Here is an 18,197-nt window from a genome sequence, read left to right as displayed (position 1 = left end):
CCGTGCTCGTCACCCGGCAATCCCGCACAGCCGACGCACGGTGGCCCGGGCCATGATCGGGACAATCAGGCGGTGGAAGGGCCTGACCAGTGCGAAGTAGCAGACGCCGACGGCATTGTGGGTTTTCACCCAGCTGGACATGGCCAGTTGCGGGCCGGCCGGTCCGTGCAGCAGTTGCAGCGAGGTGCGGAAATCCAGATGACTGTCGTTTTCCCCCAGCACCACTTCCTGCTTGTCGAGTGCCAGGATGCGGAAAATGCCGATGCGCTGGCCGACCCGGAACGGCGTCGGGACAGGGCCGGGCGCGGCGCGGGCGGTTTTCAGTCCGAGCGGGGTGACCAGCCGGTTGCGCAGCGCCATCAGGGCGAGCAGCCAGGCGGGAGAACTGCCGAAAAAGGCAAGCAGCGCCTGCTCGATATTGACCGTGGCCGGCAGGGCTTCGATGCAGCAGTCCTGATAGGCGCCGGCCGGCAGGTCGTGGTGCAGCAGGGAGGTGAGCGGAATGTGGTCCAGCATGGCAGGTTCCGGGCAGTGAAGACCCGCCCATTCTGCTGCCGGCCGGCAGGCCGGTCTTGTAGCGAAACGACAGCGGCTCAATAGCCCGATGGACCAAACAGCTGGCCCATCCGGGTGGAGGCGATCCGGTACGGCCAGAACGCCGGATCGTCGCGGGCAAGGCCGGCCGCCAGCTGGCCGGGGGTATGGCCGGTAAAGCGCTGCAGGTCGTGGTGCAGGTGGGACTGGTCGAAATAGCCGGCTTCGGCCGCCAGTCCGGCCCAGGAGTCGATGCGGCGTTGTCCGCAGATGCAGGCGGCAATCAGCCGGCTGCAGCGCAGTTGCTGGCGGAAGCTGCGCAGCGACTGGCCATAGCTGGCAAGAAAACGGCGTTCGAACTGGCGCTGGCTGATGCCGAAGCGGTCGGCCAGTTCGCCGGGGGCCGTGGCGAGCAGATCAATCGGCAGGTGCAGGTCCGCATCGAGTCCGGCCCGGCGCCGGCGCAGGCTGAACAGCAGGCGAAAGAACGCGGCGACCTGCTGTGACGGGTCGCAGGTCGCGGCCAGCGCGGTTTCGCAGCGTGCCAGCTCGCCGAGATCCTCACCCCGCAGCAGGGTGTCCAGCGGGCTCCGGCAGTCGACGATGGTCGCCGCCGGCATGTCGATCAGTCGCCGCAACTGCCCCGGCTTCACCGACAGGGTCAGGATGCGGGTGCCGGGCGCGGCCCATGCCTGGCGGGGGCCCTGGGTGCCGCCGCACAGATTGAGCCGGGCCATCTGCTGCTGCCTGTTCGCATGCAGAAAGCGGATGCCACCGTCCAGCACCAGCAGGAAGATCGGCTGCAGGCCGGCCGGCAGCAGGTACGGTCCGCCGGGAAGGTTCTTGATCAGCCCGTGGCAGACGCAGTCCGCCAGCGCGGGGGGCGGCTGGAACAGCCACTCGGACTGCGGGTGAAGGGCGTCTCCGGGGGAGATCATGGTGTCCATGGTGCAGGTCGGGGCGTTGGTTTCCACTGTCATAGTGTAAACAAGCCTGCCGCCTTGCGTGGCGTTCGCTCAGTCGAGCGGACGGGTCACTGACACCGCACCGCGGATCATGCCTTCCAGATAACCGGTGGCCTTGTCATGCGGGTAGTCGCGTGCCAGCGCCTGGCTGACATCGGCCGGGATCTGCTCGCGGCTGCCGTGACAGCTCAGGCACAGTGTCTGGACCGGAATCGCCTTCAGGTAGCGCTGTACCTTGCCGGTCGGCATGCCGACGATGGCGGTTTGCTGCAGCGTGGCCGGCGCCACGCCGGCCCTGGCCCGGGTGTCAAAGTCGAGCAGTTGCCGTTGTTCCCATTCGTCCGCCATGCCCAGCATCGGGTTGCGCGGCTTGAGGCTGACCCGGGTGACTTTCCAGCCGGTTTCGCGCGAGATCTCGCCGGCCAGCTTCGGTGCCAGATCGCGGCACACACTGATGGCCGACACCGGGCCGCGCGTGCTCATTTCCTGTTTCAGCGCCGTGCCAAGACGGGTCAGCAGCAGGTTGGCGGCATCTTGCGGGGTGGCGACGGCCGGGGCATCGGTTGCCCAGGCCGGCAGGCAGATCAGCGCACAGCAGGCCAGCAGGGAGAAACGGTTCATGGCAGTTCTTTCATTATACAAATTAATATAATGACAAGCGTATCGAATATGACGAATGCTGGCAAGCGCCATGACTGGCAGGCAGTCAGCCGACGGCGCGGCGTCCCACCAGCATTCGCCCTTTCATCTGGCTGATCGCCAGTGCGGACAGGACCAGCGCCATGGAGATCCAGCCCGTGGTGCCGGGGTGCTGGCCGGCGATCAGCATGGAACCGGCAATGCCGAAGACCGGGATCAGCAGTGACAGTGGTGCGACGCGTGATACCGGATATTCGCGCAGCAGCAGATTCCAGCCCCAGTAGCAGAAATGCGTGGCCGCGTAGACCTGGAACAGCAGCGAAAACACCGCGGCCCGGTCCAGCTGCGCGGCCAGCCGGACATAGGGTGCCGCACCGTGCGTCAGCCAGCCCAGCAGAAACAGCGGAAGCGGGGCGAACAGGCTGGCCCAGACCACAAAGGCGAACACCTCGCGAACCCGGGACAGCTTGATGATCACATTGCCGATGCTCCAGGCCAGGGCGCTGACCAGCACCAGCGCCAGGCCGAGCCGGGTGTCACCGGCCGGGCTGGAAACGAGAATGCCGAGCAGTCCGGCCACTGCCAGCAGCAGGCCGGCGACCTGCGGCAGACTCAGGCTTTCGCGAAACAGCAAGACCCCCCAGCCCAGCGTGAAGAACGCGCTGAACTGGATCAGCAGCGCGGCGCTGCCCGGCGGAACGCCAAGTTCGATACCCAGATTGATCAGTGCCCACATGGCCACGCCGAAGATCAGCCCGTAGCCAGCCAGCCAGTGCAGGCCGACCTGCGGCCGCCGGATGAAAAATACCCACGGCAGGGCCGAGAGGGTGAAGCGGATGGCGGTCAGCAGCAGCGGGTCGATGGCAGCCAGGCCAAGTTTGGTAATCGGGAAATTGAATCCCCAGACTGCGGTGACCAGAACGGCCAGGAACAGGTGTCTTGTCTGCATGGCAGGGTTTTCCGTAAGCATGGTGCCGGGCGGGAGTCGCATCGGCATGGCTGGCACTATGCCGTTCCCGGATTTGGCCCGCTTGCAATGAAGGGTCAATAATGAGTAGATTCGGGCCATGGAAAATCCTGCCGCCGATCCGTACCCGCTGTCGCCGCGCCATGTCGTGGTGACGGCGCGCGACTATCCGGATGGCGAGCTGTTCCCGGCGCATGCCCATCGGCGCGGTCAGTTTGCCTATGCCGATCGCGGGGTCATTTCCGTGCATACCGGGGCGGGCAACTGGGTGGTGCCACCGCAGCGGGCGATCTGGGTCCCTTCCGGCCTGACGCACTCGATGCGGATGCAGGGGCCGGTCACCCTGCTCAATACCTATGTCCGTGCCAGTGCGGCCCGCCGGCTGGGGTTGCCGGTCCACTGCCAGGTGTTCGACGTGTCGCCGCTGTTGCGGCAACTGCTGCACAAGGCCGTCAGTATTCCCGCACGCTATGCGGACGACAGCCGCGATGGCCACCTGATGGGCTTGCTGCTGTACGAGATCGCGGACATGCCGGCCCTGTCGCTGAATGCGCCGCTGCCGGCCGAACCCCGGCTGGCGCGGGTGTGCCGTGACCTGCTGGCGCAGCCCTCGCTGGATGTCGGCATCGACGACATGGCGGCGCGGGCAGGGATGAGCCGGCGCACCTTCACCCGGCTGTTTCGCCACTACACCGGCATCAGCTATCTGGAGTGGCGCCAGCAGGCCTGCCTGCTGGCGGCCGTCGTCCGCCTCGGTCACGGCGAGCCGGTAACCCGGGTCGCCATGGAGCTGGGCTACAGCAGCCCGAGCGCTTTCAGTACGGTATTCCGCCGCGTGCTGGGCGCGTCGCCCAGTCGCTATTTTTCCGGCGGATTGTGACGTGTCCGGCCGAGGCCGGATTCTGTTGCCAACATTTCGACTGTTGTCGTAATATCAACGAATGGAAAAACAAACTGCTGTCACTCTCTTCGAATCCCTGTCCTCCGGGGTGCGTCTGGACGTGTACCGTCTGCTGGTCCGCATGGGGACGGAAGGCATGGTCGCCGGGCAGATCGCCTGCGAGCTCGATATCCCGCCCAGCAGCCTGTCGTTCCACCTGAAGGGCATGGTGTGGGCCGGTCTGCTGAGTGTCGAGCAGGAAGGCCGCTTCCAGCGCTACCGGGCCAATATTCCGCTCATGCTGGACCTGATCGCTTACCTGACCGCCGAGTGCTGTGCCGGTCAGCCCGGTGCCTGCGCCGGCATGCGCGCTGCCGTGCCGCAAATCGAACCGCTGCTGCCACCGCTTCCTCCTGCCTGCAAAGCGAAGTGAATCATGAATATCCTGTTTCTGTGCACCGGCAATTCATGCCGGTCGATTCTGGCCGAGGCCACGTTCAATGCCCTGGCGCCGGCCGGCCTTCGGGCGATGAGTGCCGGCAGCCGGCCCGTCGGCCATGTTCATCCGCGTTCACTGGCGCTGCTGCAGCGCAAGGGACTCATGCAGGAAGGGCTGTACAGCAAGTCGCAGGATGCCCTGCCGCTGGCGCCCGATGTCGTCATCACCGTCTGTGCCGGCGCCGCTGGCGAAGCCTGTCCCGTCTATCCGGGCCCGGTCGTGCGGGCGCACTGGGGGGTCGAGGACCCGGCCGGGGCGACCGGCAGTGATGACGAGATCGATGCGGCGTTCGAGTCGGCCTATCGCCTGCTGCGGGTCCGGATTGAAGCGCTGCTGGCTCTGCCGCTGGACGAAATGGTGCATGACCGTGCGGCGTTCGGCGCCGCGCTGGCACGCATCGGCGAACAGGGTCGCTGAGTTTTTCCTGATATTTCCATATTTGTTGGAGCATCAACATGAAAATTGCCATCTATGACCCGGCCATGTGCTGCAGCACCGGCGTATGCGGGATCGAAACCGATCAAACCCTGGTGCAGGTTTCAGCCGACCTGGACTGGCTCGGCAAGCAGCCTGGCGTTGAGGTTCAGCGCTTCAATCTGGCCCTGCAGCCAATGGCGTTTGCTGACAACGCCACGGTGAAGGGATTCCTTGAGCGGTCGGGCCAGGAAGCGCTGCCGCTGGTCCTGCTGGATGGCGAAGTGGTGCTGGCCGGCCGTTATCCGCGTCGGGCCGAACTGGCGCGCTGGGCCGGGGTCAGCCTGCTGCCGGTCAGTGACAGCGGCTGTTGCGGGTCCTGCTGCTGAACAGGATGCCAACCTTGATCCGGGAGCCATATTTCATGCATTTTCTCGACAACCCGCCACTGTTCCTGTTCTTTACCGGCAAAGGGGGCGTCGGCAAGACCTCGCTGGCGTGCGCCGCAGCGATCCGGCTGGCCGATGCCGGGCGCCGCGTGCTGCTGGTCAGCACCGATCCGGCCTCCAATGTCGGGCAGGTGTTCGGTCAGGCGATCGGCAGTCATGTCACGGCCATTCGCAGCGTGGGCGGCCTGTCGGCACTCGATGTCGACCCGCAAGCGGCGGCGGCTGCCTATCGCGCCCGCATCGTCGACCCGGTACGGGGTGTCCTGCCCGAGGCGGTTGTCGCCGGCATTGAAGAGCAGCTTTCCGGTGCCTGCACCACGGAAATCGCCGCATTCGACGAGTTCACCTCGCTGCTGACGGACACGCGCCTGCAATCCGGCTATGACCATATCGTGTTTGATACCGCGCCGACCGGGCACACCCTCCGCCTGCTGCAACTGCCTGGCGCCTGGAGCGGCTTCCTGGAACACAACCCGGACGGGGCATCCTGTCTCGGGCCGCTGGCCGGGCTGGAAAAACAGCGGGCCCGGTACCGGGACGCCGTAGCGGCGCTGGCCGACCGGCAGCGGACCCGGCTGGTGCTGGTGACGCGCGCCCAGGCCGCGGCGCTGAAGGAAGTGGCACGCACCCACGACGAACTGGATGCACTGGGCCTGAGCCGCCAGTTCCTGGTCATCAATGGCATCCTCGACCCTGACGAAGCGGTAGCGGACCCGCTGGCCATGGCCATTGTCCGTCGCGAGCAGGCCGCGCTGCAGGCGATGCCTGCGGCGCTGCAGTCCCTGCCGGTGGACCGGCTGGCGCTGAAGGCGTTCAATCTGGTCGGGCTGGATGCATTGCGCCAGCTGCTGGCGCCTTCGTTGCTGCCGGCCGGGAGCGAGCCGCCAGCGCTGGACGCGCTGCGGGCGCCGCCGCTGTCATCACTGATCGATGCGCTGGCCGGCGCCGGTCATGGCCTGATCATGCTGATGGGCAAGGGTGGGGTCGGCAAGACCACGATGGCTGCCGCCATTGCCGTGGCACTGGCAAGGCGGGGACGGGATGTGCACCTGTCCACTTCGGACCCTGCCGCCCATCTGACCGACACGCTGGCGGGCGAGCTGGCGCACCTGACGGTCAGCCGGATCGATCCGCAGGCGGAGACCGCACGCTATCGCCGGCATGTGCTGGAGACCCGGGGCCGGCTGCTGGATGACGCGGGCCGGGCCCTGCTGGAAGAGGACCTGCGTTCGCCATGCACGGAAGAGATCGCCGTGTTCCAGGCGTTCTCCCGCATTATCCGCGAGGCCGGCAAGCGCTTTGTGGTCATGGATACGGCCCCCACCGGACATACGCTGTTGCTGCTCGATGCCACTGGAGCCTATCACCGTGACATGGTGCGGCAGATGGGGGACAGCAAGCTGCACTTCACGACACCGATGATGCAGCTGCAGGATCCCGCGCAAACCCGGGTCATCATCACCACGCTGGCGGAAACCACGCCGGTGCTCGAAGCCGCCAGCCTGCAGGCGGACCTGCGCCGCGCGGGCATCGAGCCGTGGGCCTGGATCATCAACAACAGCCTGGCTTGCGCCTCGCCCCGTTCGCCGCTGCTGCGGCAGCGTGCGCACAATGAACGGGTCTGTATCGACGCGGTGGCCTCCCGGCATGCATCACGCTATGCCGTCGTGCCGCTGCAGGCCGACGAGCCGGTCGGCCTGCAGCGGCTGGCCGCGCTGGGTGACTGACCGGGACGCGGCGGCAGGCTTCGCGCCGCCGCCGTGCCTGCTTCACGAAAGGAAATCGCAGTCATGTCCGTTCAATGCGAAACGATCGCCCGGCACGAGGCGGGAACGCCGATGAGCGTGTTCGAGCGCTATCTGACGCTGTGGGTCGGGTTGTGCATCGTGGCCGGAGTGGCGGTCGGGCAGTGGCTGCCCGATGTGTTCCAGGCCATCGGCCGGATGGAGGTCGCCAGGGTCAACCTGCCGGTTGGCCTGCTGATCTGGGTGATGATCATCCCGATGCTGGTCAAGGTCGACTTCTCCGCACTGCACGAGGTGCGGCAGCATGTCCGCGGCATTGGTGTCACCCTGTTCGTGAACTGGCTGGTCAAGCCGTTCACGATGGCATTTCTGGGCTGGCTGTTCATCCGCCAGCTGTTCGCGCCGATGCTGCCCGCCGACCAGATCGACAGCTATGTCGCCGGTCTGATCCTGCTTGCCGCCGCACCATGCACGGCCATGGTCTTTGTCTGGAGCCGGCTGACCGGTGGCGACCCGCTGTTCACGCTGTCGCAGGTCGCGCTCAACGACGGCATCATGATCGTGGCGTTTGCGCCGCTGGTGGCTTTCCTGCTCGGTATCTCGGCGATCACGGTGCCGTGGGCCACGCTGCTCACGTCCGTCGTACTGTATATCGTGGTGCCGGTCATCCTGGCCCAGCTGTGGCGCCGGTCGCTGCTGGCCCGCGGACAGGCGGCTTTCGACCGGGCAATGGCAATGATCGGCCCGTGGTCGATGGCCGCACTGCTGCTGACGCTGGTGTTGCTGTTCGCGTTTCAGGGCGAGGCCATTCTCCGCCAGCCGCTGGTCATCGCCTTGCTGGCAGTACCGATCCTGATCCAGGTGTTCTTCAATTCGGCGCTGGCCTACTGGCTGAACCGGATGGTGGGTGAGCGGCACACGATCGCCTGCCCGTCGGCACTGATCGGTGCGTCGAACTTCTTCGAGCTGGCCGTGGCGGCCGCCATCAGCCTGTTCGGTTTTCACTCCGGTGCTGCGCTGGCGACTGTGGTCGGCGTGCTGATCGAAGTACCGGTGATGCTGGTGGTGGTTCGCATCGTCAATGCATCCCGGCCCTGGTACGAGCGCGGGCGCCGCTAGGGCAGGGGCTCTCGCGCCGGGGCTCAGGCCGCATTCGCCTGGTCCGGCTTCTGCAGGGCCAGAAAAGGCCTGCCCTGCAGTTCTTCGCCGCGGGCATCCAGTCCGAGGCGGCGGAGGGCTGCAAGCAGCGTTTCCTGCTGCGCGTGGTGATCGGCCGGGAGGGGAAACAGCATGTGGCCGCCCGCCTTCAGCGCGTCGTGGCAGGCCGCCAGCAGCGGGAGCAGCGCCTCTTCGCCAGTGCCCTCGCCATGATCGGCAGACGGCTGGGCGAGGCCGAGAAAAGCCCGCACCGTCTGCCATGCCCGGCCTGGCGCTTCCGCCCTGAAACCGGGGGGATCGAACAGGCACAGGTCCACCTGGTTGCGGATGGCAAGGGCACCGACCGCCACGGCCTGATAGCCGAGATTCTTGCTGATGACCAGCTGGTAAGGTTCGAGCTGGAAGAAAAATTCCTCCGCATCGGCCCTGATCGCCGCGTACCGGTCTGTCAGGTCGCCGGTGTCGGCCGGGAAGGCGCAATGGTCAATATGGCTGACGCAGTGCAGCAGGGCGAGAACCGACGCCGGGTGGTGATCGAACTGGCCGGACTGCTGGATCTGCACGATCGCCTGACGGGCCTCGTGGTCCGGGATTGCGGCCGGATACACGGCCAGCGCTTTGAAATAGCGGTAATTGGCCCTGATGGCTTCAATGAAAATGCGCGCCAGCGGATCGGAATCCACGGCGATGATTTCAAGGCCGTGGATGGCGGCGCAAAGGGGCAGACCGGTCGAGCCGCAGAACGGGTCCAGTATCCGGCCATTGCCGGCGCCATATTGCCTGAATACCGCTTTCAGCCAGTCGTTGTCGTGTCCGGCAGCGGGGCACCATGCGATCTGCCGATAGCATTGCATCAGTCCGGCTTTTGCGTCTTGGGTCATGTGGCGCACCTGGAAAGGAACTGCGTTACGCACACCGGACGACTGTTGATGCCACTGTGAGCCCGGTCCTTGAAGCCTGGCGCAGCCATCCCACGGTCATGGAATCATAGTGAGTGATATCCGGCCATGCCAACTGCGCCGGATTGCCGCTTCGTCCGCCCCGCCCCGGCTGTGCCGGTGGCCTGGGCAGCCAGGATACGCTTTTCATTATACTTGTTTGTATAATCAAAACACATTTCTGACATGACAAGTTATTTCGCCATTCAGGGCGTTATCGGGTGCAAAAATCGTCAATCTACTGAAAAAATGCGTAAAAACTAGAAGTTGATTAGTCCGTTTTTTAATGACTAATAGTTAATCTTTTAAGATTAACCATGAAATACGGCTGTGTTGCCTGATGTATAACCACTAGGTCATTTCAATGCGCCCGTCATCGTGACAGGCCACATCAGGAGCGAAGCAATGCCGAACAGTCCGGATCGATACACGCAGCGGTCTCTGCAACTGGGCCTGGACCCGCATGCCCATACGGGCCATGCCCCCATCCTGGTTCCGGTTCGCGGCATCGAGCGCATGCGCGAGCTGGCCGCCATTCCCCGGCAGCCCGAGCTGGCGGAAAGCCCGCTGACGGCGGAAAAGATGCTCGCCGTCGAACCGGGCATGGCCCGCCAGGCGGTGGTGAACCATATCTTCGGCCGCAAGGCGCTGAGTGCCGACGCGCTTGCTGCCGCCGAGCAGCGCTTCCCCTTCATGCCCCTCCATGTGTACCAGTCCACGGACCGGGAGGTGACGGCAACCAACCCGCTGAGAATCACTAAGAATTCCTCCCTGACCAACTTCCGCACCGTCACCATCAAGGAGGGCGGTTTCATCGATATCTCGGTGGACTGCCATTTTGTCTGCGACACCCTGATCAAGATTCCCGGTGGTGACTCGCCGGCGACGCATGACCTGACCGTGCACGGTGTCGACGGCGACAACGGGGCGACACCGCCGACCCAGCCGCAGGCCAGCAACGGTCAGGACAGCAGCGGGGCTGCCTGCGACTGCTGCGGAGGATCGGTGGCGCACAATGCGGCGGTTGGCGGCGACGGGAAACCCGGCCTGAACGGTGCCAGCGGTTTCGACGGTACGGCGGGCAGAAACGGCCCGACGGTCTATGTCAGCATCGGCAAGCTGGTCGGTACGCTGACGGTCAGCGCACGCGGCGGCAATGGCGGCAGCGGGGGGCATGGTGCGGCCGGGCAGCAGGGGGGCAACGGGGGCAAGGGCGGTGATGGCACGACGTGCGGCGCATTCCAGCCGGATGGTGCCAATGGCGGTCCCGGCGGCAAGGGCGGTGACGGTGGTGCCTCGGGCAGCGGCAAGAATGCCGGGAACGGCGGCTTCCTCAGCATCAAGTATGTGCCGGATTCCAGCAGCAGCATGCTGATTGTCACCAATGGCGTCGGTGTGGGCGGGAACAAGGGCACACCGGGAGCCGGCGGTGCGGGCGGCAACGGCGGCGCAGGCGGCAGCCACGGCGGGGCGCAAGGCGCGCCGGGCGGCATCGGTTCGGTGGGATCCGATATCGGCATCAATGGCACCGATGGTCTGAAAGGACAGGTGCTTGTCAACGATGAGCCGGTGAACTGACACCGTGATTCGCCTGCCGGAAGCCGCTGATACCTGCTCCCGGCAGACTGCTGTTGAAGACGGGGATCGACACTCGCGGGCGGGGTTCATGCACCCGCTGTCCCGTTGTCACCCCCGTTCCCCGCAAGATTTGCCGAAAGCCCGCTCCATGCGCCTGATTCCGTCGTCACTGCTGTCGAGATTTGCCCGTGCCGGGCGCCGGACTGTCGGGACGCTGCTCCTGCTGCTGGTCGGGCTGCCGGCACAGGCTGGCCCCGACGCCGGCCAGACCGGGGCGCTGCGAGCCAATACCGAGGTCAGTGCGCTCGGTGCCAGTACCTATGAGCTGCCGATCCAGGTGCCGCCGGGTATCGTCGGCGTGGAACCGCTGCTGTCGCTGCAGTACAACAGCCAGCAGGGGGAGGGCATAGCCGGGCTGGGCATGAGCCTGACCGGGCTGTCCATCATTACCCGCTGTCCGGCCACGACGCCGCTGGACGGCTATGTCGGGAGCGTGAATTTCAACGACCGGGACCGGTTCTGTCTGGACGGCGCCCGGCTGATTGCCGTCAAGGGCCGCTATGGTCAGGACGGCTCCGAATACCGGACGGAAAGCGAGTCGTGGACGCGCGTGGTCGCCAGGGGCGTTTGCGGCAGCGGTCCCTGCTCGTTCCAGGCCTGGAACAAGGCCGGCTGGGCGCTGGCGTTCGGGACCACCGCCGACTCCCGCCCCGGTGTGCCCGGTGCCAGCGAGATCGTCAGCTGGCAGATCGCCCGCTCTGCCGATCTGAACGGCAATGCCGTCACCGTCCACTACAGTACGGCCAGCGATGGCCTGCAGAACCTGCCGGCGCAGATCCGCTACACCGAAAACCCGGCGCAGGGCATGACCGGCGGCAGCCGGGCAGTCAGCTTCGACTACGAGCCCCGCCCCGATCGCATGCCGCGCTATATCGGCGGGCAACGCTTCCTGATGGACAAGCGCCTGACGCGCATTCGTACCTCGGCCGACGGCGCCGCCGTGCTGGATTACCGGCTCGGCTATGCGGTCAGTGCGACGACCCGTCGCAGCCTGCTCGACAGCGTGACCGTGTGTCCGGGCGGCGGGAGCGGCGACTGCCTCGCGCCGACGCGCTTCACCTGGCAAGCCGCCACGCCGGACGTGCGTTCGCCGAACGGCAGCGCCGGCGGGCTGCTGGCCAGCGACTGGTGCAGCGGGGAATCGGCCGTGGTGGACGACGCCGACTTCAATGGCGACGGCCGGCCCGATCTGCTGTGTACCCGCGAAGGCGAGGCCTGGGTGCTGGTGTCGACCGGTACCCAGGCCCGCCCGGCCAACAACCGCGCCAGGGGACAGCTGAACCTGACGAAGGACTGGTGTGCCGGCAAAGACCGGACACTGGGCTGGACCGACTTCAATGGCGATCGCAAGACCGATGTGGTGTGCGCCAGCGGCGACTCGACATTCAAGGTCATGGCATCGACCGGCAGCGACGTGATCAGCGTCAATGGCCGTTCCGGCGGCCTGCTGAGCACGCCGCCGCAATGGTGCGAGGCGAGCCGCCAGTGCCGCCCGCGCTTTGTCAATTTCGACGGCGACGGGCGGGGCGATCTGGCCTGCGACTGCGAGGATGGCGACCATCGGGTACTGGTTTCGACCGGCAGCGATGTCCGCTCGCCGAACAACTCGCCGCTCGGCCAGGTGGCCAGCCAGTTCTGTTCGGCCAAAGGCGCGACGACGTCGTGGGGCGACTTCAATGGCGATGGCCAGAGCGATCTGTTCTGCCACGACCATGGCCGGCAGTCGGTGCTGGTGTCCACCGGCACGCAACTGGTGTCGCCGAATCAGGATGCGCGCGGCGTGCTGCGCAACAACTGGTGCGCCGGGTCCGACGACCAGATCGGCAGCGCGGATTTCAACGGTGATGGCCTGGCCGATCTGAGCTGCCGTCAGGCCAATGGCTCGATACAGGTGCTGCTGTCGACCGGAAAGGGACTGGCCAGCCCGAACGACGATGCCAATGGCCTGGTCCGGGCCGGCTGGTGCACCGGCAGTGACAGCCGGCTCAGCTGGGGCGATTTCAACGGTGACGGTCTGGCCGATGCGTTCTGCCACGAAAAGAACGGCCGCCAGTCGCTGATGGTGTCCACCGGCACGCAACTGGTGCCCGGCAACAACAGCGCCGATGGCCTGATTCGCGCCAACTGGTGCCAGGGCGGCACGGTCCGCGCCGGCAACAGCGATTTCAACGGTGATGCGCTGGCCGATCTGATCTGTGCCGACAGCAAGGGTGGGCAGTCGGTGCTGGTCCACAGCGCCGGCGCACCGGACCTGCTGTCCACGGTCACCAACGGACTGGGTGGCGGGGCCCGTTTCAGTTATCGGCCGATGACCGATGATGCGGTCTACCGCGATGGTGACAAGGTGGCCTATCCGACGCTGGATATCCGCACGCCGCTGTACCTGGTGGACCGTTACACCCCGTTCGACGGCCGCGGGAACGACTATCCGAACGCCTTGCAATACAAGGGCGCGCGGACCCAGGTTGAGCTGCGTCGCTGGCTGGGCTTCCAGGAAGTACGCCGTACCCGGCTGTTTGACGGCCGCTATTCGCTGACCCGCTATCTCCAGCAATACCCGCTGACGGGGTTCATGGAAGAGGTCGGGGAATATGCGGCGGACGGTGCCCTGCTGTCGCGCGGCAATTTCGTGCCGCAGGTGCTCAACCCGTATCCCGGGGTCTATGCAACGCTTCGCGCCAGCGAGCGTTCATCCACCTTTACCGCGGGCAAGGCCGACTACGTATCCGAAAAGCGCTACCGCTATGACGAATACGGCAATCCGCTTCTGACCCAGGATCTCGGGGATGTCGCCTCGCCGGCCGACGATCTGTTCGACTGCTGGCACTATCGCAACGACCCGGTGCAATGGCGGCTGGGCTATATCGACAGCCATCGTTCCACCCGGAGCGAAGCCGCGTGCAACGCCTTCCTGCAGGACCCGCAGCGCCGCTGGGACGAGTCGGTCGATCTGCGCTGGGAGCGGACCGGCTACGACGCGGCGATGAATCCGCTGACGCTTGGCGCCTGGGATGACCAGAACAAGACCTGGCTGACCCAGACCAAGGGCTTCGACGGCTTCGGCAATATGGTGTCCATGACCGACTGGGCCGGCCAGACCACCAGGCTTGAGGTCGATCCGGGCAAGACCTATGTGGTCAGCGTCACCTCTCCGGCGCTGGACAACGGCGTGCGGCTCAAGACCCGCAGTGCCTACCAGAACGGGTTTGGCAACCGGACTCTCGAGGTGGATGCCAACGGCAATGAGCAGCGCAGCGAATTCGACGGCCTGGGGCGCAGGGTGCGCGAGTTCGGCCCGCGCCCCGGCGCGGACAGCGGCGCCGCCACGACGCTGCTGAAAACCTATCGCTACGGGCAGGATGCCGCCGGGTACTTTGTCGAAACGCGCGAGCGCAGCGACTGGGCGCAGGAGGACACCGCCCGCTGGCCATACTCCCGACTGTACGTGGACGGGTTGTCCCGACCGCTGCGCACGGTGCGCAGCGGCCCGGCAGGCGGCGCGGACGTTCTGACCGAGCAGGTTTACGACGCGGCCGGCCGCCTCGGCCGCAGCAGCTTCCCGCGCTTCGTGCAGGAGCCGGCAGCGTGGGTGAGCTACCTGTACGACAACCGCGACCGGCCGACCCGGATGACCCAGCCGGACGGCACGGTGCAGACCGTCGACTACCTGCAGGGAGAACTGAAGGTCCGTACCACGCTGGCGGCCGGTACGGCCGACGAGCGCAGCACGCTGCGCGAGAGTTCGGTGCGCGATGCGCTTCTGCGCACCACGGCCAGCAATGGTGCCGTGGTCAGCTACCAGTACGATCCGCTGGTGCAGACCCGTGAAACACTGGGCCCGCGCGGGGACCTGATCCGTTTCCGCTACGACTCGCTGGGCCGCATTGTCTGGTCGCAGAGCGCGGATACCGGCGAAAAGTACTTCCGCTACGATGCAAAGGGCCTGCTGGCGCGTGTCGAGGCGCCGGACCAGACCGTCATTCGCTATGAATACGATGCACTGGGCCGCGTGCGCCGGCAGTCGACCAGCCGGGACGGCGAGCCCGGGCAGCGTTACGACTATGGCTATGACGATGCAGCCGCCAACGGTCTGGGGGTACTGACCCGGGTCACCGGTGCCGACGCGACCCAGTCGATGGGATATGACCGCTATGGCCGGGTACGCACGGAAACGCTGGCCATCGATGGCCGGGTCTATACCCAGACCTCGGAGTACGCGCCCGACGGTGCCCGTACCCGACTGATCTATCCGGACAACGCAATCCTGGACACCGCCTACGATGCGGTGGGCAACCCGACGACGCTGACCTTCCGCGACCGCGCCGACGCCACACCGCGCACTGTCGCCGACTACCGGTCCTATACCGCGCAGAACCAGGTCAGCGATGTGATCTACGGCAACGGGGTCCGCACCCGTTTCGACTACTACTCGTACCAGGAGGCCATGGGCCGCCCGCGCGGCCTGACGGCGTCCGCCGGCAGCGGCGCCCGTTACGACGCCAGTTATGACTGGAGCCGCATGGGCCAGCTGGTCGGCACCACCGTCCAGCGCGGTGCCCGCAAGCCGGAACAGTACCGCTTCCGCTACGACGGCATGGGCTGGCTCGCCCAGGCCAACGGTCCCTACGGGCTGCAGGATTTCGACTACGACCCGGCCGGCAACATCCTGCACAAGGACGGGGTGACCTACGACTATGTCGAGGGCAGCAACCGGCTGCAGGGGGCCAATAACGGCCTGCAGGTCGCCCATGATGGCGCCGGCAATGTCACCCGGCTGCACTGGCCCGGCGAGGACTGGCGCTATCACTACAGCGGCGATGGCAATCTGCGTGCGGCCGACCTGAACGGTCAGGTGCAGACCGCGTACCTGTACGACTTTGCCGGCAACCGGCTCAAGCGCAGCGACGCGTCCGGCGCGGTATCGCTGTACGTGTCCGGCGACTTCGATGTCGCCATCCATAATGGCCAGACCCGCTACACCCGCTATATCGCCGGCCCGCAGGGACGCATCGCCGCCTTTACCCGCAGCGACGACGGTGACAGCCGGCCGGTCCGGCCGGCAGCCGGCCAGCCCCTGTCCGGCGACGGCCTGCCGCAGCCCGGTGAGCGGTATTTCCACACCGATACCCTCGGCAGTTCGGCCGTCGTGACCGACGAGCAGGCGCAGGAGAGCGCCACGCTGGCCTACCAGCCGTTCGGCGCCATCGACACGGCGCGCAGTGAAGGGAAGGATGATTTCCGGCCCAAGTTCAGCGGCATGGAACTGGACCAGCCGGTCGGGCTGAACTATTTCGGCGCCCGTTACCAGCACCCGACCCTGGGCCGCTTCCTGCAGCCGGACCCGCTGAGCCAGTTCTCCAATCCGTACAGCTATGTGGGCAACGATCCGCTGTCGCTGGTCGATCCGGATGGCGAGGAAATCGTCTCCGCCCTGGTCTTTGCCTCGGTGGTCGCCATCAGCGCCACCGCCGGCGCCTACTCGGGTGCGGCGGCGGTCAATCACGAGATGAATCCGGCGTACTGGGACTGGCGCAAGGGCAAGACCTATGCCGGCCTGTTCGCCGGTGGCGCCATCGGTGCTGCCGGCGGGGCCATCGGCGGCGTGGCGGCCGAGGCCGGCGTGGCGGTGGGTATCGTCGGTGAAATCGCGGTGGGGGCGGTGGAAGGCGCGGCCTTCTCCGCCATGGGCGGCGGCAGCCCGCTGGAGATCGCCGAGTCCACGCTGACCGGTGGCCTGTTCAGTGGCATCAGCGCCGGTGCCGGTGCGGCGATTGGCAGCCTGGCGCGCAGCGGCAGCCGCATGATTGCGCGCGGTGAAGCCGGCGTGCTGGACAGCGTGGCCGGCGAGGCCGGCAGCAGTCTGGGCCGGGTCACGCGCCAGGGTGACGATGTCGCTGGCCGGGTGGGCTCGCTGGAAAGCCGCAGCCTGCGCAGCGCGACCAGCAGCAGCGAGAACCCCCGCCTGCTCAGTGCCTCGGATGGGCAGGACATGCTGGGCGCGCTGGAGTCGGGCTGCTTCAGCTTCCCGGCCGGCACCCGGATCTCGACGCCGGACGGCCTGCGCAATATCGAGACCCTGCGCGTGGGCGAACGGGTGCTGGCGCTGGAAGCCGGCGACAAGGTCGTCAGCCGGCCGGTACTGGCCACGCACCAGCGCGATGCCAGCGACATGCTGGACCTGCTGATTCGCGGCGGCGCGACGCTGGCCACCACCCGCGAGCACCCGTACTGGACCCGCGATCGCGGCTGGGTCAAGGCCCATCAGCTCCAGCCGGAAGATCACCTGCTCCAGCCGGATGGCAGCGAGCTTGAAGTCGAGGCGGTCCGGGCCAGCCCGCTTTCCGCCCGGGTCTACAATTTCGAAGTGGCCTCGGCCCACAACTACTTTGCCGGGGACGGCGAAGCCCAGGCGCTGGTGCACAACAGCAAGAGCTGCTCGGCGCGCAGCCGGGCCGTGGGCAGCACGCCGGGCAAGGGGAGCCGCACCGGCAGGGAAGTCATCGCGCGCATGGAACGCCAGGGCCTGGTCCGCATGAAAAACGGTGTCCGCGAAGTGGCGGTGGCCGTCACGCTCGGTGGCCCCCGGGTCTGGAAGAAGATGGACCGGCAGATCCACATGGGTCATATCACCGATGCCGTCGCCTGGTGGAACCGGGTCGGCTACAAGACCGGTGCCAAGTCGAAGACCGTGCGTACCTTCATGCTCGATTCGAGCAACTACGAGCTGGAATGGGGGCCGCTGAACAGTTCCAATGGCGCCAGGCTCGGCATCCAGTACCGAAAGCCGAGGGGGCATGTCGGCAAATGGCCTTAGGGCGATGATAGACTCGACAGAACGCAATTTTTTGATCAGGACAGGGGCCGGACCGCATGGGCAAACCGAATGAAGAGCTCGACGACGCGCTGTATGCAAAAGTGCTTGCGCTCAGCGAAGAAGGCAATCGTCTGATCGAGGAGGACGACAATCTGCCGGCCGCCCTCGACGCCTATGGCGAGGCGCTGGCGCTGCTGCCGCCGCCGATCGAGCGCTGGGATGCCACCCTGTGGCTGCTGATTGCCCTCGGTGACAGCCATTTCCTGCTTGGGCAGTATGACCAGGCCTACGACTTTCTGGCCCGGGCGATGCGCTGTCCCGATGCGCTGGGCACGCCGTTCATCCATCTCCGGCTCGGGGAGATCCAGTTCGAACGCGGCAATCTGGACAAGGCCGCCGACGAACTGGCGCGGGCCTATATGGGAGACGGGCCGGAAATTTTCGACACCGAGGACCCGAAGTACCTGACCTTCCTGCGCACGCGGATGCGCGGGATCTGACGCCTGGTCCTGCGCCGGGAACCCGGGGCAGGTTCCCGGCAGGCAGTGTTTTATGAC

14 protein-coding genes are annotated in these 18,197 nt (G+C 66.3%); 9 read left to right on the top strand and 5 right to left on the bottom strand.

From position 1 onward, the window contains the following. Nucleotides 1–9 precede the first annotated feature (9 nt). From DFO50_RS10390 to DFO50_RS10375, 4 genes are all read right to left on the bottom strand, one after another. A complete protein-coding gene (locus DFO50_RS10390; protein WP_112692467.1) occupies nucleotides 10–516 on the bottom strand; it encodes a DUF2867 domain-containing protein in 507 nt (168 codons plus the stop codon). 77 nt (nucleotides 517–593) lie between these two features. Continuing rightward, complete coding sequence (locus DFO50_RS10385) at nucleotides 594–1,514, bottom strand: AraC family transcriptional regulator (protein WP_112692466.1); 921 nt, start codon at nucleotides 1,512–1,514, stop codon at nucleotides 594–596. Nucleotides 1,515–1,550: 36 nt separating this feature from the next. Continuing rightward, nucleotides 1,551–2,120: a DUF3365 domain-containing protein gene (locus DFO50_RS10380; protein ID WP_158537435.1), complete on the bottom strand. Its 570-nt coding sequence runs from the start codon at nucleotides 2,118–2,120 to the stop codon at nucleotides 1,551–1,553. A gap of 85 nt (nucleotides 2,121–2,205) precedes the next feature. After that, nucleotides 2,206–3,087, bottom strand: coding sequence for an EamA family transporter (locus tag DFO50_RS10375; protein ID WP_028499775.1), 882 nt, complete (start codon nucleotides 3,085–3,087; stop codon nucleotides 2,206–2,208). A gap of 118 nt (nucleotides 3,088–3,205) precedes the next feature. Here DFO50_RS10375 and DFO50_RS10370 point away from each other — a divergent pair, with 118 nt between their 5' ends. From DFO50_RS10370 to arsB, 6 genes are all read left to right on the top strand, one after another. After that, nucleotides 3,206–3,985: a helix-turn-helix domain-containing protein gene (locus tag DFO50_RS10370; protein WP_107890199.1), complete on the top strand. Its 780-nt coding sequence runs from the start codon at nucleotides 3,206–3,208 to the stop codon at nucleotides 3,983–3,985. A 61-nt stretch (nucleotides 3,986–4,046) separates the two neighbouring features. Continuing rightward, entirely contained in the window at nucleotides 4,047–4,418 is a 372-nt protein-coding gene (locus tag DFO50_RS10365) for a helix-turn-helix transcriptional regulator (RefSeq protein WP_107890198.1), read from the top strand. A gap of 3 nt (nucleotides 4,419–4,421) precedes the next feature. Next, nucleotides 4,422–4,901, top strand: coding sequence for an arsenate reductase ArsC (locus DFO50_RS10360; protein WP_112692465.1), 480 nt, complete (start codon nucleotides 4,422–4,424; stop codon nucleotides 4,899–4,901). A gap of 38 nt (nucleotides 4,902–4,939) precedes the next feature. Beyond that, nucleotides 4,940–5,287, top strand: a complete 348-nt coding sequence (arsD, locus tag DFO50_RS10355; protein WP_112692464.1) for an arsenite efflux transporter metallochaperone ArsD — start codon at nucleotides 4,940–4,942, stop codon at nucleotides 5,285–5,287. A gap of 35 nt (nucleotides 5,288–5,322) precedes the next feature. Next, nucleotides 5,323–7,074: an arsenical pump-driving ATPase gene (gene arsA, locus DFO50_RS10350; protein WP_107890196.1), complete on the top strand. Its 1,752-nt coding sequence runs from the start codon at nucleotides 5,323–5,325 to the stop codon at nucleotides 7,072–7,074. 63 nt (nucleotides 7,075–7,137) lie between these two features. Then, complete coding sequence (gene arsB / locus DFO50_RS10345) at nucleotides 7,138–8,211, top strand: ACR3 family arsenite efflux transporter (RefSeq protein WP_028499769.1); 1,074 nt, start codon at nucleotides 7,138–7,140, stop codon at nucleotides 8,209–8,211. 23 nt (nucleotides 8,212–8,234) lie between these two features. On the opposite strand, the gene DFO50_RS10340 is transcribed toward arsB, so the two are convergent. Continuing rightward, nucleotides 8,235–9,131, bottom strand: coding sequence for a hypothetical protein (locus DFO50_RS10340; protein WP_112692463.1), 897 nt, complete (start codon nucleotides 9,129–9,131; stop codon nucleotides 8,235–8,237). A gap of 462 nt (nucleotides 9,132–9,593) precedes the next feature. On the opposite strand from DFO50_RS10340, the gene DFO50_RS19800 reads away from it, so the two are divergent. The 3 genes from DFO50_RS19800 (at nucleotide 9,594) to DFO50_RS10325 (ending at nucleotide 18,140) form a co-directional block, all read left to right on the top strand. After that, complete coding sequence (locus tag DFO50_RS19800) at nucleotides 9,594–10,766, top strand: hypothetical protein (protein WP_051528949.1); 1,173 nt, start codon at nucleotides 9,594–9,596, stop codon at nucleotides 10,764–10,766. 148 nt (nucleotides 10,767–10,914) lie between these two features. Beyond that, nucleotides 10,915–17,640 (top strand): FG-GAP-like repeat-containing protein, encoded by a 6,726-nt coding sequence (locus tag DFO50_RS10330; protein ID WP_158537434.1) that lies wholly within the window; start codon nucleotides 10,915–10,917, stop codon nucleotides 17,638–17,640. Between the two features lie 56 nt (nucleotides 17,641–17,696). After that, entirely contained in the window at nucleotides 17,697–18,140 is a 444-nt protein-coding gene (locus DFO50_RS10325; RefSeq protein WP_112692461.1) for a tol-pal system YbgF family protein, read from the top strand. Nucleotides 18,141–18,197: the final 57 nt, after the last annotated feature.

It is taken from the genome of Microvirgula sp. AG722 (genome assembly GCF_003269145.1).
Lineage (GTDB): Bacteria > Pseudomonadota > Gammaproteobacteria > Burkholderiales > Aquaspirillaceae > Microvirgula > Microvirgula aerodenitrificans.
The sequence above is the reverse complement of the archived record's forward strand: the minus strand, read 5'-3'. Positions and strand labels throughout refer to the sequence as shown.

Coding starts and splice junctions, on each gene's coding strand:
- DFO50_RS10390 (WP_112692467.1), bottom strand. CDS start 516: ATGCTGGACCACATTCCGCTCACCTCCCTGCTGCACCACGACCTGCCG.
- DFO50_RS10385 (WP_112692466.1), bottom strand. CDS start 1,514: ATGACAGTGGAAACCAACGCCCCGACCTGCACCATGGACACCATGATC.
- DFO50_RS10380 (WP_158537435.1), bottom strand. CDS start 2,120: ATGAACCGTTTCTCCCTGCTGGCCTGCTGTGCGCTGATCTGCCTGCCG.
- DFO50_RS10375 (WP_028499775.1), bottom strand. CDS start 3,087: ATGCAGACAAGACACCTGTTCCTGGCCGTTCTGGTCACCGCAGTCTGG.
- DFO50_RS10370 (WP_107890199.1), top strand. CDS start 3,206: ATGGAAAATCCTGCCGCCGATCCGTACCCGCTGTCGCCGCGCCATGTC.
- DFO50_RS10365 (WP_107890198.1), top strand. CDS start 4,047: ATGGAAAAACAAACTGCTGTCACTCTCTTCGAATCCCTGTCCTCCGGG.
- DFO50_RS10360 (WP_112692465.1), top strand. CDS start 4,422: ATGAATATCCTGTTTCTGTGCACCGGCAATTCATGCCGGTCGATTCTG.
- arsD (WP_112692464.1), top strand. CDS start 4,940: ATGAAAATTGCCATCTATGACCCGGCCATGTGCTGCAGCACCGGCGTA.
- arsA (WP_107890196.1), top strand. CDS start 5,323: ATGCATTTTCTCGACAACCCGCCACTGTTCCTGTTCTTTACCGGCAAA.
- arsB (WP_028499769.1), top strand. CDS start 7,138: ATGTCCGTTCAATGCGAAACGATCGCCCGGCACGAGGCGGGAACGCCG.
- DFO50_RS10340 (WP_112692463.1), bottom strand. CDS start 9,131: ATGACCCAAGACGCAAAAGCCGGACTGATGCAATGCTATCGGCAGATC.
- DFO50_RS19800 (WP_051528949.1), top strand. CDS start 9,594: ATGCCGAACAGTCCGGATCGATACACGCAGCGGTCTCTGCAACTGGGC.
- DFO50_RS10330 (WP_158537434.1), top strand. CDS start 10,915: ATGCGCCTGATTCCGTCGTCACTGCTGTCGAGATTTGCCCGTGCCGGG.
- DFO50_RS10325 (WP_112692461.1), top strand. CDS start 17,697: ATGGGCAAACCGAATGAAGAGCTCGACGACGCGCTGTATGCAAAAGTG.